Consider the following 17,108-nt stretch of genomic DNA (forward strand, 5'->3'; position numbering starts at 1 on the left):
TTGTGTAACCAAACTATAGCCGGTTTGTTTGAAGTATTTTTACTTAGCTGCTTTTAATTTTGATTCCGGTGTTTTTTCTAAAATCACTGACTTACTTAATGGAAGAGAGATAATAGAGAACAGGAGCAATGCAACGCCTAAACCTGCGTATAAGTAAGTGATAAGATCTTTACTCATGATTCCAGAGAAAACTGTAAGAAGAACCACTCTAAAAAGTGTTGTGAGGACTTGGTAAGTTGTGTTTACACGACCCAGATATTGAGGTGGAACGTGTACCATAATCAGTGTGTTTCTAATGATTCGACTGCCTGCATTACAAAAGCCCATGATAGCCATAACTGTCCAGAGGAGGGTATTCATGTGTAAAAAGGAAAGACTATAGAAAGAGATTCCGATAAAAAACATAAAAATAATAATTTGAATGGTTTCTGAAAAACGCTTACTAAATTGATTAATTAAAAAGCCGATGGAAATTGCTCCAAATGCGTAAGTGAATTCAGCTATGGCAAATGTGTTTGATCGACCATCAAGCATCACCGAGACATAGATAGGATTGAGATAATTACTCATCAGTACTAAAAGATATGGTGAGAAGGTCAATAAGAAAAACCAAGCGAGCTTTTGGTTTTGTTTTAAGTAATGCAATCCTTCTAAAAACTCCATCATGATTCTTTTCTTACCTCTGTTTACTACTTTTTCTTTAGATTGATAGGAAACAAAAAACAATGTAATGGCTGATAGAACGTATAACAGTACATTGATCCAGAGCAATCCGGTTAAGCCGAGTGGTGCCAATAGCATGGCTGCCATTGCTCCAGAAACCATCGAAGCGGTTTGTCCTTCGATTTCCAATAGACTATTTACTTCTTTGTATTGATTGCTTGAAAATAATTCCTGTACGAGGGCATTTAAAACTGGGTAATGAACTGTAAAGTAGAGGGTTCCTGTTAAGTAAATGAGTGTTAAGACAATTAAGTTAAAAGAAAATAGCATGCCCGCAAAAACTAAAGCAGTATTCAAAAAAATCATTGTAAACTGTAACCCCATGAAAAAACGTTTCCTTGAGTATCGATCGATAAATACACCAAGATATGGAGCGAGAAAGAATGTTACTACCGCTGAAATTAACATTGGCAACCCAAGGCTTCCCCCATTTTGAGGATCTAATTGGACCAGGTACCATGAGACTCCAATAATAATAATCCCTGAACCAAGCCCAGAAAATAATGTGTTCAGGATGATTAGCCTTGCATTGTTGTTACGAAGTAAATCAATCATTTTTTTCATCCTCTCTTCTAGTTGTATCCTCTAAAAACAAATGCCTTTATGATTCACTCCCGTGAATTAAATCAAACTATAGCACCCTTCATTTTTTGGGTAAATACATTTACTGGGGGTAACATTTGTTTTAACTCTTCTTCTTACAACGGCTCTTGACAAGGGATCTTGAAAAGCCAACTTATGAATGGATTGTTAATGACAATAATAAATCTTTATTCTTCTTAAGCTAATACTTGGTAAGTTTTCATTTTTATGAAATTGTTGAAAAAATATAGAAGTTTATTTACGGAGGAAAGTAAAAGCTTAACCTGCTTTACAATATCTTTTTCCAACTCCTGCTATATAAAATTGTTTTAACTTGGCTGAGCTAGACTTGCCAAAAACACAAATAGGAGTGGATACATGGATGTGTAGAATCTTTGGTTACATTGGACCAGAAAAGGTAGCGGAGAGCGTTCTAAGAGAAGTATCAAATTTACAGTTAGCCGGTGGACCGGATCAGCAATCCTTTAAAAATGGGGTTGGCTGGGCGATTGGGAACAACCGACTTTCCATTGTTGATCTAGATAACGGAGAACAGCCATACGAACTAGGTGAACATATCAGCGTGGTTTTTAACGGTGAAATTTATAACCATGAAGCTCTTCGCAAGGAATTAGTACAAAAAGGTTATGTTTTTAATGACCACTGTGACGGCTCAATTCTCCCAGCAATGTACTTTGAGTATGGAAAAGATTTTGTGCGGTATCTTGATGGTATGTTTGCCATTGCGGTTATTGATACTCGAAACGATTTGCATACGCTTTTATTAGCGACAGATCCAATCGGAATAAAATCACTGTATTACTACTGGGATGAAGCCAAAGGAGCTTTTTATTTCTCATCTGAACTTCCCTCTCTCCTTGGGTTTGAAAATATTCCGAAAAACCTATGGCTTCAAGGGGTCGATTCGTACCTGACAACAAAAGCTATTTTCGGTGAACGTACGATGTTTGAAGGAATCTATACGATTCCCGCTTCTTCGTTTTTAGAAGTTAGACCAGGGGCTTGCCCTGAAGTAAGTAAGTGGAAAACTTATTTAACAGCGTCCAAACCAATCGAGGGATATGAAGCCTCGAGTCAATCATTGCTATCCTATTTAACAAATGAGGTGAAGGGGCTTCTTGAGGCTGATGTGCCTATTTCTACAATTAACAGCGGTGGTCTCGATTCAAGTCTGATTACTGCGATCGCGAGCCAACATAAAAAAGGCATCCATTCGTTCAACATCGCATACAAGGGTGACTGGCCATTCGATGAGAAAGCTTTTGCTAGAGAAGTAGCTGAGAAGAACGGTACGATTCACCATCAAGTGACAATTGATCCAAAAGAATTCCAAAATATCATTCCCCAGGTTGTGAAGCAGCTCGGTCAGCCTAACGCAGATCCAATTACTTTAAGTACCTATTCACTATTTGAAGCTATAAATCAAGCGGGATTTAAGGTTGCTGTGTCTGGAGATGGAGCAGATGAAATGTTCGGAGGATATGATCGCTATAAAGAAGCGATGACTTGCATGGGAGATTGGATACGTCCATACGTCGATTCATTGGGAGCTGTAAATCAGAGTATCCGTGAGAGTCTATATAGTTCCGATTACACGGCATACCTAAATGAAAAAGGCAGAATGGGAAAAGCAATTGAAGAAAAACTGAAAAGTAAAAACGGTAATCGTCTTGATACGATTTTGGAGTTCGAACGATCATATCGGTTACCTAACTATCACCTTCGTCGTGTAGATCACTTGAGTATGGCTCATTCTGTTGAAGTGAGAGTGCCGTTCTGTCAGCCACGTATCGTCAATTTTGCAAGTCAACTCACGGATGATGAGCGCATCAAGGGAGAACAAGTAAAACGTATTCTGTATCGTTCAGCAGATGGATTGCTTCCACATTCCGTTTTACACAGAAAGAAGCAGCCGTTTACGCTTCCTATTAATGCGATGATGAGACCGGGTCTTCCTTTGTTTACCTTTATTCAGGAAGCGCTAAATTACGATACCATCCGAAACCAGAATTTATTTAATGTAAAGACAATTGATCAGTTGTTGAATCAACAGGCGCATGAGCCGAGCGATAAGAATGCTCTTGCATTATGGTCTGTAATGATGTTCCAGCTCTGGTCAACGCAATATGATGTTTCGATCGGCTCTCATTCCGCCAAAGTAGAGGTTTTGATTTAACATGTTGATATATATCGCAAAGGCAGAAGGCAGTGTCTCATCTACGGTGGTCATTGATGGTCGAAATATGGATAACGATCCAGCGATTATCCTTCCAGTATTAAGCTCTATTCACTCTAGGTTGCAGGAGATGAAAGGTTATAAAACTATTACGAAGTATGCGGTTATTCAGCCATCATCACACCCTATGTACGATTTGAACTATTTCTTCTTCCAACTTATACCAGGAGAGCCGTGCCGATTTGAATACACCGGCAGCTGCGGACACTCTATACTCGCTTCCATTCAAGTTGCGATTACATGGGGGTGGATTTCTAGTGCTTGTCCAGGACTTCGTGTCAGGGTTTATGTTGAAAACATCGGAAATAGTTTAGTTTGTGAAGTTGATCAAGCTACACGCCAGGGGATTAATTGTACGGCTCATTTTATTGAAACGGGGGACACCCGTCTTGGCAGTTTTCTGCTAACCGGTAATCCATCAGATGTCCTGGAGACAGAGGACGGGGTGGTAGAAGTCTCTCTAATTTCCGCTGGAAATCCTTATGTCTTTGTAGATGCTAAAACACTTGGGTGTTTCAATCAGTTCGATCTGTTTCAAGCTGATGAGGTACTATTTCAAAAACTTCAGCGAATTCGAATTGCGGCATCTAAAAGACTGGGTTGGAATCCAGAAAGTGTTTTCCCAAAAATTGCAGCTGTGTCGCGATTCGATGAGGAAAGCCTGTCAGTTCGCGCTATCTCTGTTCCAAAGTGGCACCCGACGCTAGCGTTGACTGGTACAGCTTGTCTCGGTGTGGCATCAGCCATTAAAGATACTGTCGTTTACCGAATGATAGAAGGCATGAAGACAGAAAACGGTTTGGTAAAAATCGTGACTCAAGGAGGTACTACTTGTGTATCTAGTATCACAACTGGTTCTTCTTCAGAAGACCGCCTCTTGTATAACAGCATCTCAAACAAAAACGTTCAATTGATTGAACCAATCAATCTAGCAAAAGGAGAGATTCATCCATGGAAACAGCCGGTATTGCTGTAAAAAGTAACTTGGATTACATTCTGCATGTACTTGAACAGAACGCTGCGTGTGCAGATGAAGTTGGTGAAACTTCCGCTGAATCCTTACAAGCCCTCCGAGAGTCGGGTCTGTTAGGATCTTTTGTACCATTTTCTTATGGGGGACTAGGAAAAAGCATTCTCGATGCTACTCGCATCATTGAGAGACTAGGTTCAGTCGATCCCTCAGTTGCAATTATTGCTTTTCAGCATATGTCGGTCATCTCCAGAATTTTGGAGTGGGGGACAGAGGAACAAAAAAATAAATATTTACCTTTACTTGCCTCAGGTGAATGGATTGCAGCTTCTGCCTGGTCTGAAAAAGGAGCGGGAGCCAACAAACAGAACCTAGGAACCATTGCTCAGCCTCTTGGAAACGATAAATGGAAGGTTTCAGGCGAAAAAACTTTTACTACTGGTGCTGGACTCGCTGATTTGTATTTAGTTCTTGTGCAAACTGGGGAGAATCAAGCTGACTTTCTTTATGGTAACTCGGGTCAATCGTTTTTTTTGATTGAAACCAATACACCTGGTGTTTCTGCAAACTCCAGACTGAACCTATCAGGTATGAGAGGTTCATCGACTGGCTTTATTGAGATGGACGATTGTATTGTTTCTTCGGATGCACTTCTTGGTAGCGTCGGACAGGCACCATCGATTATTTCTCACATTCGTGAGTCGGGTATGTCATTGGGTGCTGTTTCGGTGGGAATATCTGATCGTGTTCTTGCTCTCGCTAAAGCACATTTAATCAAACGTAACCTCGCCAACAACCAAATTTTTCATTTTAAAATGTCTGAACTGAGCACTCTCCTTGAAGCCTCACGCTCTTTGGTTGAACGTGCAGCATCTGGTGATGATGAGTTGAGAGGCAGTTTATCTTATCAAAGTAAAGTTTTTGCCTCTGAAGTGAGCGAGAAAATTTGTCGTGATTGCCAGCAAATCATGGGAGGTGGAGGTTACATGAGAGGTCAGGCTATCGAGCGCCTGACAAGGGACTCTCGAGCAGTCGCACTGATGGGACCTGTGAATGATCTCGCAAAAGAGATTACAGGAAGAGAGATGATGATATGATCTTTGACTTAATAATTTTTAATGGACGTCTTGTTTTTCCTGACAATGTGTTTATCGGTGGGGTTGCTGTAAATAACGGTAAGATTGAAAAAATTTTTCAGCATAAGGATAATTTGTCAGGTATAAAAGAAATCGATGCAAAAGGGTCATACATTCTTCCTGGTTTGATTGACTCTCATGTACATTTTCGTACCCCTGGCTTGACTCATAAAGAAACTTGGAAAACAGGCAGTCAGGCGGCTGTAGCTGGTGGAGTGACCACGGTACTCGATATGCCTAACACAAGTCCTTATACCACTTCCATGGCTCAAATTAATGATAAAGAGAATAATATCATTGGTCAGTCTCTTGTTGATTTCGGGTTTCATTTTGGGGTGGAGCCCAAAAATGTGTCTCGGTTAAATGAGGTAGATATAAAATCTGTAGCTAGTGTTAAAGTGTTTCTCACTGGACACCATACGGCTAAAAATGTAATCTCCGATCAGTATGAGCTTGATGAGATTTTTAGAATCGCAGCAGATAAAAACATTCTTCTTACTCTGCACGCGGAGGATGAGACAACATTAAACCTATTCCGAAGTCTTCAACAACCACCTACAAACCTAATTGACTATGAGAAGCATCTTCCTCGAACTGCAGGAATCATTGCCATCGGACGTGTATTGGAATTCGTTAGAAAACACGGTACTCAAATACATGTGCTCCATGTTTCTTCAGCTGAGGAAGCAGAGCTCCTCGAGCTTGCGTCCCTTGCGGGTTACCCTGTAACTTATGAAACAACTCCACATCAACTATGGTTCAATGCTGATGAGAGCGTACATCTCGGCTCGAGAGCGAAGCTTAGTCCGGCGATAAGGAAAAAAGAGGACCAGTTTAGGTTGTGGAATTCTTTAATAAAAGGACATATGACTTCTGTGGGTAGTGATCATGCTCCTCATACAGCTGAAGAAAAAAATCAAGCATTTGAAAAATGCCCACCAGGACTACCTGGTGTACAAGAAATGCTTCCTGTTTTGGTAACGGGGCTATTGAAAAATTTCCCATCATTTACACACGATGAAATTATGTGCAAAGTCGCAACAGTCCTAGCTTCAAGTCCAGCCGATCTTTTCAGAATTGATCACATTAAAGGACGACTTGCGGAAGGCTTGGATGCTGACATTGTCCTAATGGATTTAAATAATGAGTGGAAAGTTAAAGTCCAGGACCTATATGGACTTTGCCGATGGTCAGCTTATGAAGGAGAAGTGTTAAAAGGAAAACCCCATATGACGATTCGAGGAGGACAAATTGTTTATGACAATGGAAGATTTGGGAATCCAGATGGGAAAATGGTGAAATTTAAGGGGAAATCATTTCCGCGTTTTGTGGACTTGACATATAGTCCTTTCCATAGAATTTACGCTAAAGCGAGCAATAGCATTAAACCCTAACAGAAGATACAAAGCAAAACTGATAAATATTGAATGGGTTGTTTTTAGTAGAAGAAGCAATTAAACCGGTTAAGTTAATAGCACCCCCAAAAAACGTCCTAATTCTAGATGGACGTTTTTTATCGTGTAGTTATATAAAATTTTTATTCAATCCGCTAAAAGGGAGATTTGTTATTATTTGGTTATTTGAGCACTCAAATTTATCTATGTACTCTATTAAGATACTTTTAATCCTTTACACTTAAATCAGTTATTTTTGGTAGGTAAATAGGTTCAATAATAATCCTTAGTAAAGAGTTACACTGCGATTTAATGAACGACTATTTAATTTTTTTCTTAATGAAATTTTGCAATTTGATTAGTTTTTGCATATGCATTTTCTGATTGAATCAGGATGATGGTAAGTATTACTCCTATAAAAGCTAATCCGCTAAAGAATAGGTAAACGACATTGATACTATAGAACTCATAAAGGTATCCGCCGATGAACGTACAAAACCAGTTACCAATGCCATTTCCGACAGCAGCATAAAATGTGACGGCTGTTGCTTCCATGTTGAGTGGTGCTATTTGTTTAATATACTGAAGGCCAGCGGGAATGAATAAACCAACTGAGAACCCTTGAATGACAGTAGAGAGATAAATAATTGTCATATTTGGTTCAAAGTAATACAAAATCCACCTTCCGAGTGATGCTATGCCGGCGAGTAGTATGACAGATAAGATCCCATAACGCTGAATCCAACGACCAGACATTCTCATGAAGGGAATCTCCATACAAACTGCCAACATAAATGCAATTCCAATACCAGCGTATCGGCCGCCGCTATCTTCTACCAATAAGCCAAAGTATGTATTATTTGAAAGGTTGGGGGCAAAAATCATAAAAGTAATTGCCAAAAAGAGAATATACTTCTTGTAGATAAATAATTTTTTAACTCCCTCTCTTAGATTTACTTTTGATATTTGTCGTTCTTTTGGCGCGAGCCATGATAAAACGGATGCAACTAATAACGCTAGTAAAAAAGAATAAAAAATAACTTTAGGTCCCAAGTTGGATTCAGAGAGTTTCCCCATCACAAATACGGCAAGACCAAAACCTAATGAACCAAATAATCTTATGTTTCCGTAGCTATAATTTATTTTGCCTGTGTACTTTAATGTAATGCTGTCTGATACCGGGATGATTGCACTCTGAAATATAGCTATTGCAATAGCTGTTGCAATAAACCAATTTAACTGGTCAAATACTAGGTAGCCAATTCCTGCTACTCCAGTAAACAGAACGGTAATGGTTAATACTTTCGTTGGTTCTTGTGTATAGTCACAGATCATTCCCCATATTGGCTGTAAGAAAATCATGATGATTGGACCAAGCGACATTATCAAGCCAATTTGAGATCCGTTTAAGTTTTCTACCTTACTTAAATAAACACTTAGTAATGGAAAAAGGCTTCCTACACCAAAAAAAGCAAATAAATAAAATCCCTGCAGTGTCATGATCTGACGTTTTTCACGTTGCATTATTTTCCCTCCTCAAGTTGAGATAATCTTTATTCTATGCCGATTCTGTTAATAGTCAACGCTATTTACCCCTGTAAATAACATGTTAACTCTCCTTACTGGTTACTCACTTCTTTCGGTATCATATACTGATTGTGAGAACAGCAATCATGAGGAGGAAAGAAGATGGAAATATCCGTAAGTAAGTTAACTAGAGGTGCTGTAATTCGAAAAAATGAATTTATTTGGGAAAAAAACGGTCCGTTTTCCTTGGCGCATCCAATCCGTAAAGAATTGGGATCTATAAATATTACTGGAGTTGTTGTGGACATTCCTAGAGGAGAAATATGGAGATGCTGCGAGATGGCAAAGAATCAAGAAGTAATAGTGGTGATTTTTAGCGGCGGTGGTAAAGCCACAATCGGTGATGTGAGTCAAACCGTTGAGAAACATGCTTCGCTTTATGCTCCAACAGGACTTGCTTATTCGATTGAAGCGACAGAGGACACACGTATTTATATCTGGCAGAGTGACTTACTACAGGGTAGTACAACGTCTATTTCTCCTCGTCATTTTAATCATTTGTTTAACAATGAAACGATTTTTGAAGGATTCATGGGTACTGATCCAACCCAAACAAATAACGCTCCTGCTAACATGAACTTCTTATTCTGGCCAGGTACTGGTTGTGCACATCTTAGTCTGCATTGTGGCATTCAAGAACCCGGACAAAATTTTGGGGTGCATTCCCATCCAATTTCTGAAGAACTATTCATAGGCGTTGAGGGTAAAGGGCAAGTTCACCTCGACGGTAAATGGATTGATTTCGAAGAAGGAGATATTCTTTATTCACCAGAGAATATTTACCATGGGACTAGAAACCCTGACCAGGGACCGAATGCGAAACGTTTTGTTACTTGTGGTGGTCCAGTTCCATTCGACGTTAATTTTTACACACTTGCTGGTTTATCACCAGAAGTCAAATAAAGGAGTGAGATGAAATGGAAAACTTAAAAAAACAAATTAACTATTCAAAAGAAGTTATGGATGCAATAGTTAACAACAGACCGATTGTAGCACTAGAATCTACCCTTATTTCTCACGGTATGCCTTATCCGCAAAACAAAGAAACAGCATTAGCTGTTGAAAATATTGTAAGGGAGCACGGAGCAGTACCAGCAACCATTGCCATCATAGAAGGTGAGATTAAAATTGGGTTGACTGAAGAAGAAATCGAACTCCTGGCAACATCGGATGATGTCATTAAAGTCAGCCGCCGGGACCTTCCGTTTGTTGTTTCCCAAAAGAAAAATGGCGGTACAACTGTTGCGTCTTCTATGATTCTAGCAGAGCTTGCTGGAATTCAAGTATTTGTTACAGGTGGGATCGGTGGGGTCCACCGAGAAGCCCAAATCACAATGGACATATCAGCAGATCTAGAAGAATTAGCAAATACCAGTGTCGCGGTGGTGACTTCTGGACCTAAATCCATTCTAGATCTAGGTTTGACGCTAGAATATCTAGAAACAAAGGGTGTTCCTGTACTCGGATTTCAAACCGATGACTTTCCAGCGTTCTTTGCAAGAAAGAGCGGCTTTAAAGTAGACTCTCGTATAGATTCTGCGGCTGAAACTGCTAATCTTCTCTTTACAAAATGGCATACTTTACATATGGATGGCAGCGTTTTAATAAATAATCCGGTACCGGCTGAGTTCGCTTTAGAAGAGTCATTTATTGAATCCATCATTGAAAAAGCACTCTCAGAAGCGAAAAAAGAAAACATTACTGGAAAAGCTGTTACACCATTTCTTTTAAAACGTGTAAAAGAATATACAGAAGGAAAGAGCCTAGTCGCTGCAATTGAACTTGTAAAAGACAATGCTAGAGTTGGAGCTCAGGTTGCAAGTGAACTGCAGCAACTTAAAAATTGTACACTAGAACTCGTATAGGAGGTACTTATGAAATCTTACAACCATGTATTGTTTGATTTAGATGGAACTTTAACCGATCCTAAGCTTGGAATAACCCAGTGTGTGCAGTATGCCCTTAGTAAATTTAAGATTCAGGTAACGGACCTAAGTGTCCTTGAGTGTTTTATTGGTCCTCCTCTAGATGAGTCTTTTAGGGAATACTATGGACTCAATGTAGCCGAATCGATAAAAGCAGTGGAATTTTACAGAGAGCGCTTTCGTAGTGTAGGACTGTATGAAAATGAAGTGATTAAAGGTATTCAGGAGATGTTAAAGGCACTAAGAGAAGATGGTGTCGAGCTACATGTGGCGACGTCAAAACCAACTGTTTTTGCAGAAATTATTTTAAAACATTTCAAATTAGATCAGTTTTTTGTTTCCATCATCGGCAGTAACCTTGATGGTACACGGTCAAAAAAAGTAGAAATCATTCAGCATATACTGGCTTCTCAACCTCAGATAGATACAAATTCAGTTATCATGGTTGGGGACCGAAAACACGACATAATCGGAGCAAATCTCGCAGGCGTCGATTCAGTAGGGGTTACGTTTGGATACGGTTCAGAAGAAGAATTACTCACTGCGAATCCTACGTATATCGTTAATAGCGTATCAAACTTACTGGATGTACTACGTTTAAAAGAAAAAGCAATTTCAAAAGAAAGGGATGTTTATAATGAGAATAGCTCTAATCTGTGGCAGTGTACGCGAAGTATCAGCAACAAGGAGCCTTTTAAAGCAATTAGAAAACTGTTTAATTAAAATTCCAAGAGTGCGTGTCGATTTTATCGACCTAAAAGAAACGCCTCTTCCTATATTTGATGGTTCAAATGAAAATCGAAAGTATGCGGAAAGCTTTGTAGAACGTATGAATCTTGCCGATTGTTTTATCGTAGCTTCACCAGAGTATCACAACTCTTTTTCTGGAGTGCTGAAAAATGCATTTGATTTCGTTTCTGGTGAACAAATCAAAGGAAAACCGATTGGTATCATTTCCACTTCTGGTGGCGGTAAAGGCGGAATAAATTGTTTGAACAGTATGCGTACTTTCCTGCGCGGCCTATATGGAATGGTGTTAGCTGAGCAAATCGTAGTGGATGGTTGTTTTTTCGAAGATGGTCGCTGCACGAATTTAAATCTGTTAGAAAAAATAAACGATCTGGCGAATGAAGTAATCGATTTTGCTGACATGCTTCAACTTAGAAATAACAGAGCTGATTTGTTCGAATATAAAGAACAGGAAAATAACATCTGTATTTGAACTAAAAAACACTCAGGTCCTTACCTGAGTGTTTTATATAAATGAATAGTACATAAAATCCTATAGAAGATAATGTATTTACCGCGTTTGAAGTTCAATGTTCTTTCCATCGGCTGACGAAAGAAAAACTAATTACTAAGAAAATTTTATTCATACCAAACTTTGTAACTAACGCTGGCAGTATCGGAGTTCTTTAATAGAAGTCGGTATTGTGTATTAGGAATTAATGCTGTTCCGCTGTCTTCTTGTGTGAAAGTAACGGTTGTGACACCTGTTTTAGGGACATCCGTTTGTGCAACGCTTGTCCACGATCCGCTTATCACTCGCTGTAGATAGACTTTGTATTGTCCGGCAGTTGCACTTGTAGAGTCCACTTTTACGATGATATCATTGTCGCCATTATAGGAGATTGGATAGATGGTATCCGTTCCTACTTGAGTCGTGAAACTGCCTGTCTTATATTTACCTTCCCAAGTTGGGATATAGTTCATCGGGTTCACCGCATACGTTTTTGCAGAAGTCCAGTAAGGCTGATGAACTTCAAAATGCAGGTGCTGTCCGGTTGAATTTCCTGTGTTCCCCATAGTGCCAATCATCTGACCTTGGTATACAGTAGCTCCAACCCCTACATCTCTAGTATTTAAATGAGCGTAAACTGTTTCATATTGTAAGCCACTGATTGTATGTTTAATAAAAACGACATTTCCATAGGAAGTAGATAAATAGGATCTGCTAACTGTTCCTGGAGCTGTTGCGACAACTTTAACATATCCGCTTTTCGCGATATCCACTCCATAGTGATTTGTACCATCTCTTACTCCAAAGTACGAGGTGAACACTCCTTCTGCAGGTTTAATAAACGTGTTGTCGCCAGCCGCAGCTTGAGCATCAGTTCCCCAAAAGAATGCTGTGAATAGAAATGCAAAAACGGTTGATAAAATAAAACTCATTTTCTTCATGCTTATACTTCTCATGCTGATAATCCCCCAAATATTAAAATAAATTACATAAAATAGAATTAAATTCTATATTTATACAATAAAACTTTTATAGCTACATAAAAAGAGTTAAAAAGACTATCAAAAAATAAATTTACAATATAAAAATTTAAACTTTATAGCTATTAAACTTTAGTCTTAATAGGGAAATGGTTGGGATTTTTAAAAATATCTTATTTTTTACTTATAAATGAGGGATAAATGAATGAAGATTATGGGGTAGAGGAACATAAAAACCCCTTCTATGTTGTATGTATAGAAGGGGGAATTTACTTGTTATTTTTTATTCAATTCCACATCATGCTCCTTCGCCAGTTTTTTGATATCTTGCTGGTAGTCGCGAAGCATTGTTCTTGCGGTGTTCAATTTTTCGTTCGCTTCGTTAACGAGTGCACTGTCTTGGTTTTCAAGTGCCGTCACTAATGTTAAGAAAGCGCTCGCTTGTATGTTTGCTGCCTCAATATAATTTTCATGGATTTTTCTTAATTCATCCGTTTTCACATCGACAGATTCTAAATCATCTATGAACTCGTTATATTGGGGTATGACTTCGTCTAACAACACATTGTACATCGTTAAATCATCGGTGTAGTTGGTTCCTGTTACGCTGGAATACGCGCCGACGGCTTTCCCTTCTTCTTTAGCAAGTTTTGGAGCTTCCTTGTTCACGTAATGAAGCAGATCTTCTTGAACGGGATCATCCCCACAACCAGAAAGGATGAACACTAAAAAAAGAATACTCGCCAGCAAATATTTTTTCATCAATTCACCTCCACAATCACCTTATTCACTAGCGGAATTGTCCTATTCTACAGAAAAAAACATCCATTTAAGACGATTTAGCAAATTTAATTAAACAAGTGTTTAAACAAAAAGAAACCCCAACCGCTTCTAACGGTTGGGGTTTGCATTGAACACTATTGGTTGATTAACGTAATAACAACATGATCATACTCTTCCATCATCGACTTATGAACCTCCAAAACATTCCCTGTTTGTAACTGAATATCTTGGGTAGATTTCTTTTCGAACGTAAGAGATTTTATTGGATCCTTCCCATAGCCGGGGAGGAGTTGAATAAAAGGCATTTCTTTTATTTTCTTATTACTCGTAATGTTGAAGGAGATTTTGTATTGACCTTCTGGAATCTGTCTTCCGATCAAGTAATTACCGGAATGGTCAATCACATATTCATTTTCGGGCTTTTTAAGTGTCTCAAACTTAGCGGGTGAGAGCTTAACTTTCCCTTTTCCTTCAATGATCACATGTGTATTTTTATCTAATTGTAACCCGAGAATTTGATCACCTTTTGATAGTTTGAATGGCATGAAAGAAACATTATCGGTTAGAGCGGTAATATCATAAAAACCAGGTTCAATATCTTTTTTTACGATGTAGTCACCACGTTTCAGGGTGATTTGTTCTGCACTATTCATGAGCGCAGGGTTTTGATTTTTTATGATCTTTAATAGATAAGGAGTTCCAATGAATACGATAAACAGTACAGCCAGACTTATAAAAAGAACTCGTTTAAAATTGTTCATCGATCAATAATCCGTCGGACATTTTTATTGTTTTGTCACATAACAAGGAAAGATCGTCTTTATGATGGCTGGCGATGATGATGGTAGCGCCGCGTTCTTTTTCTTCTAAAAGCAGTTTGTGGACTTGGCTTACACCTTTTTCATCGATCGCATTTGTTGGTTCATCCAGCAACAGGAGATCCGGTTTTTCAAAAATCGCCTGAGCTAAGTTCAATCTTTGTTTCATCCCTAATGAGTACTTTTTTACTTTTAGATGGGAATGAGGGTCGAGTCCTACTCGTTCGATCGACGATTCAATATCTTCGTCTGTTGCCGTTTTTTTGATTTTAGCTATCATTTTGAGATTTTTATAAGCATCGAATTGGGGCAGGAGCTGCATGTTTTCAATAATGATCCCAACACTCGGAGGGACGGAAATATCTTGATGAAGCTGTTTGTTATCTATTAATATACGGCCTTCTGTCGGAATAAGCAGTCCTGCTAAAGAGCGGAGCAGCATCGTTTTTCCTGACCCATTCTTACCGTAGATGCCGTAGATTTTTCCTTTTTCAAACGTATAAGAGACATTTTTCAATACATACGTATCTTTCAATTTTTTACTTACATCTGCAAGTTCAATCATGTTATCCCCCACTTTAATAGATATCCATTTTTCTAATCCTCACAACTGAGAGGACGACTGTGCACGCCATTAGGATGATAAGGATGAATAATCCGAATAGGAATGAAATGAGATCAGTTTGGAACGCTGGTATTGGCGTTAATCCTGTTTTAAAGCCCATTGCATAGTTCGGTATGAGCAAGTAGTTCATTAATTTGAGAGCAGAGTTATAAATTTGCTGCGTAAAAAGGACGGAAACGACGATGTATCCGTTTACGATCAACTGCGATAGCTGCGGTGAAAGATAGAGCTCTAGTGCTAACTGAAAACTAAAAAGCGTTGAGAGTGTAAAGAAGTACATGATAAAAAGTTTGATTGCTGCCACGGGCTGCAGACTAGTCGTTTCATTGATAAACAACAGTGAGAAAATGATGAACTGAATGAGACAAAAGGTTAAAAGGACGATAAGCACCGAAAAGTACTGATTCAACATCCATCTGGATCTGCTGTAGTTTCTCGTAATTAGAATCTTTCCGTAATGTTTGAGATTATCGCTGCATGATCCTGAAAAATAAAAGCTCATAGCGACGATCGGTAGAAACCAATAAAGTAAAAAAATAGTTTCTAAACTGTAAGACGGCGTAATGGGTACTCCATCCAGAAACGGAAACGAAGAATACAACGTATCAAAATCATTCATGAATAGGACTTGCACGACCATTGTCAGGATCACGAGTAAAAAGAAGACTCTATTTTTAATCATTGGTTAGAATATCCTTCTTTAAAAAGATGGAGGAGCCGACTAAATAAAACATAACAGCTAACATGACCTGTTTACCGACCGTTAACCAAACAGCTGACAAGGTCTTTTCCTGTTCCAATAAAGGCTGAAAAATGTTAAGTTCCTTAATCGGATCCCACATATTCGCTGGTATCAGTAGAAGACCGGCGAAATAAAGGCATCCTAAAAATAAATATGTAACAAAGATTGCGAGCGTACTAGAGTTGCTCACATCATAAATCCATCGATAAAAGATACCCATCCACACCAGATAAACCGTGAGCACCACCATCTGAAGCAGACTGATGAGGAAGAACTGGTTATCTGCTAATAGTTGAGAATCCATAAAAATAGCGCTCAATAGGTCGTTAATGACCATTTGTATAAACGAAAATAAAAGAGCCATGATGAGAATTTTAAAGACAAATTGGATATAAAGTTTTTCTCTAGGCTGTCTAATGAGTGTGTACGATTTTTCAAACAGAAAAAAATAATTTAAAAAGAACAGAAATGGCACGGGATAAAACAGAGTGAACGCTTTTAACGAGTTATAACCGAATGCACTGTTATTCATAATGATTAAAGACTGCACTGTAGAAGCACCGATATAACGGCTATTGGTGATGAACCACACAATGATAAAGAATAAAATGATACCGAATATACTAATAATCCTTTTACCCGTCATTGTATTTCACCTCATAGAAGTAAATAATGGCAGGTATCAAAATAAACACAGCTAATGCAATCAATAAAATAGGAATAAGTACATCAAATCCATATTCTGCAAATGGCTGAAATAAGTACATTAATGAATCATCTCGCAAGACAAGAAAAAACCAAATAAAAAAAGCAGCCGAATAAGAATACTTCCTGTCCTGAAAAAACAAGCTTAAGGCGGATCCGAGCAACCCGGCAAAACCTGCGAGCAGACAAGCTAATAAGGAAAAAAATAGAACAGCTAAATAAGGATGTTCGATGCTTAAACGAAACAGCTGGTTATCTTGCAGTGTAAAGTCTTTTGTATCTTTGCCATTCATAAAAAATAGAGAAACTAAGATGAAATTTAATAAAAGTGAAAGAAACATAGCTGTAAATGAAATAACAAAGGAAACGGCAAGTTTTTGGAAGTAATATTTCTTTTTTCCAAGCTTACTAATGAAAATCGTATGAGTGCCGGTCTGGACATCTTGGATAATTGTATCTGAGCCTAACAGCATTAAAAAGAGAGGCAAGAACCATAACAATAGAGATTGTGTCATATGCCCTCTGCTTGCACCTGATAAAAAGAAAGAGAAGGGTGGATAAAGTTCGTAACCGGATTGGAATTTCAATAATAGTAACTGGATTACTTCCACACAAGGGATCAATATAATCATGAAAAAGAT

17 protein-coding genes are annotated in these 17,108 nt (G+C 38.5%); 8 read left to right on the forward strand and 9 right to left on the reverse strand.

The features are described from left to right. Nucleotides 1-39: 39 nt before the first annotated feature. Nucleotides 40-1,278 (reverse strand): MFS transporter, encoded by a 1,239-nt coding sequence (locus RGB74_RS02335; protein WP_310761384.1) that lies wholly within the window; start codon nucleotides 1,276-1,278, stop codon nucleotides 40-42. Between the two features lie 409 nt (nucleotides 1,279-1,687). On the opposite strand from RGB74_RS02335, the gene asnB reads away from it, so the two are divergent. Genes asnB through RGB74_RS02355 form a run of 4 tightly spaced genes read left to right on the forward strand, consistent with a single transcriptional unit; the run spans nucleotide 1,688 to nucleotide 7,062 of the window. Next, a complete protein-coding gene (gene asnB, locus RGB74_RS02340) occupies nucleotides 1,688-3,502 on the forward strand; it encodes an asparagine synthase (glutamine-hydrolyzing) (RefSeq protein WP_310761385.1) in 1,815 nt (604 codons plus the stop codon). Between the two features lies 1 nt (nucleotide 3,503). Then, the gene (locus tag RGB74_RS02345) at nucleotides 3,504-4,538 is read left to right on the forward strand and encodes a PrpF domain-containing protein (RefSeq protein WP_310761386.1); all 1,035 of its coding nucleotides are present in this window, start codon (nucleotides 3,504-3,506) and stop codon (nucleotides 4,536-4,538) included. Further along, nucleotides 4,514-5,629 carry an acyl-CoA dehydrogenase family protein gene (locus tag RGB74_RS02350; RefSeq protein WP_310761387.1) on the forward strand — a complete coding sequence of 372 codons (1,116 nt, stop codon included), beginning with the start codon at nucleotides 4,514-4,516 and terminating at the stop codon, nucleotides 5,627-5,629. The genes RGB74_RS02345 and RGB74_RS02350 overlap by 25 nt, the downstream gene beginning before the upstream one ends. After that, nucleotides 5,626-7,062 carry a dihydroorotase gene (locus RGB74_RS02355; protein ID WP_310761388.1) on the forward strand — a complete coding sequence of 479 codons (1,437 nt, stop codon included), beginning with the start codon at nucleotides 5,626-5,628 and terminating at the stop codon, nucleotides 7,060-7,062. The genes RGB74_RS02350 and RGB74_RS02355 overlap by 4 nt, the downstream gene beginning before the upstream one ends. Before the next feature lie 336 nt (nucleotides 7,063-7,398). Here the strand turns inward: RGB74_RS02355 and RGB74_RS02360 are convergent, their stop codons facing one another. Continuing rightward, complete coding sequence (locus RGB74_RS02360) at nucleotides 7,399-8,586, reverse strand: MFS transporter (protein ID WP_310761389.1); 1,188 nt, start codon at nucleotides 8,584-8,586, stop codon at nucleotides 7,399-7,401. 165 nt (nucleotides 8,587-8,751) lie between these two features. Here RGB74_RS02360 and RGB74_RS02365 point away from each other — a divergent pair, with 165 nt between their 5' ends. The 4 genes from RGB74_RS02365 to RGB74_RS02380 are packed head-to-tail and all read left to right on the forward strand — an operon-like array spanning nucleotide 8,752 to nucleotide 11,796. Further along, entirely contained in the window at nucleotides 8,752-9,552 is an 801-nt protein-coding gene (locus RGB74_RS02365) for a cupin domain-containing protein (protein WP_310761390.1), read from the forward strand. Nucleotides 9,553-9,566: 14 nt separating this feature from the next. After that, complete coding sequence (locus RGB74_RS02370) at nucleotides 9,567-10,514, forward strand: pseudouridine-5'-phosphate glycosidase (RefSeq protein ID WP_396136010.1); 948 nt, start codon at nucleotides 9,567-9,569, stop codon at nucleotides 10,512-10,514. Nucleotides 10,515-10,523: 9 nt separating this feature from the next. Further along, the gene (locus RGB74_RS02375) at nucleotides 10,524-11,297 is read left to right on the forward strand and encodes an HAD hydrolase-like protein (RefSeq protein ID WP_310761392.1); all 774 of its coding nucleotides are present in this window, start codon (nucleotides 10,524-10,526) and stop codon (nucleotides 11,295-11,297) included. Continuing rightward, entirely contained in the window at nucleotides 11,212-11,796 is a 585-nt protein-coding gene (locus tag RGB74_RS02380) for an NADPH-dependent FMN reductase (protein WP_310761393.1), read from the forward strand. Before RGB74_RS02375 ends, RGB74_RS02380 begins: the two co-directional genes overlap by 86 nt. 146 nt (nucleotides 11,797-11,942) lie before the next feature. Here the strand turns inward: RGB74_RS02380 and RGB74_RS02385 are convergent, their stop codons facing one another. The 7 genes from RGB74_RS02385 to RGB74_RS02415 all read right to left on the reverse strand — a co-directional run bounded on the left by RGB74_RS02385 (nucleotide 11,943) and on the right by RGB74_RS02415 (nucleotide 16,982). After that, complete coding sequence (locus RGB74_RS02385; protein ID WP_310761394.1) at nucleotides 11,943-12,770, reverse strand: M23 family metallopeptidase; 828 nt, start codon at nucleotides 12,768-12,770, stop codon at nucleotides 11,943-11,945. Between the two features lie 300 nt (nucleotides 12,771-13,070). Beyond that, the gene (locus tag RGB74_RS02390) at nucleotides 13,071-13,556 is read right to left on the reverse strand and encodes a hypothetical protein (RefSeq protein ID WP_310761395.1); all 486 of its coding nucleotides are present in this window, start codon (nucleotides 13,554-13,556) and stop codon (nucleotides 13,071-13,073) included. Nucleotides 13,557-13,711: 155 nt separating this feature from the next. Beyond that, entirely contained in the window at nucleotides 13,712-14,338 is a 627-nt protein-coding gene (locus RGB74_RS02395) for a hypothetical protein (RefSeq protein WP_310761396.1), read from the reverse strand. Further along, a complete protein-coding gene (locus RGB74_RS02400) occupies nucleotides 14,325-14,960 on the reverse strand; it encodes an ABC transporter ATP-binding protein (protein WP_310761397.1) in 636 nt (211 codons plus the stop codon). The genes RGB74_RS02395 and RGB74_RS02400 overlap by 14 nt, the downstream gene beginning before the upstream one ends. A gap of 13 nt (nucleotides 14,961-14,973) precedes the next feature. Then, nucleotides 14,974-15,702, reverse strand: a complete 729-nt coding sequence (locus RGB74_RS02405) for a DUF2705 family protein (RefSeq protein ID WP_310761398.1) — start codon at nucleotides 15,700-15,702, stop codon at nucleotides 14,974-14,976. Next, the gene (locus RGB74_RS02410) at nucleotides 15,695-16,408 is read right to left on the reverse strand and encodes a WxPxxD family membrane protein (protein ID WP_310761399.1); all 714 of its coding nucleotides are present in this window, start codon (nucleotides 16,406-16,408) and stop codon (nucleotides 15,695-15,697) included. Before RGB74_RS02410 ends, RGB74_RS02405 begins: the two co-directional genes overlap by 8 nt. Beyond that, entirely contained in the window at nucleotides 16,398-16,982 is a 585-nt protein-coding gene (locus RGB74_RS02415) for a hypothetical protein (protein WP_310761400.1), read from the reverse strand. Before RGB74_RS02415 ends, RGB74_RS02410 begins: the two co-directional genes overlap by 11 nt. Nucleotides 16,983-17,108: the final 126 nt, after the last annotated feature.

It is taken from the genome of Bacillus sp. NEB1478 (assembly GCF_031582965.1).
Classification (GTDB): domain Bacteria; phylum Bacillota; class Bacilli; order Bacillales; family Fictibacillaceae; genus Fictibacillus.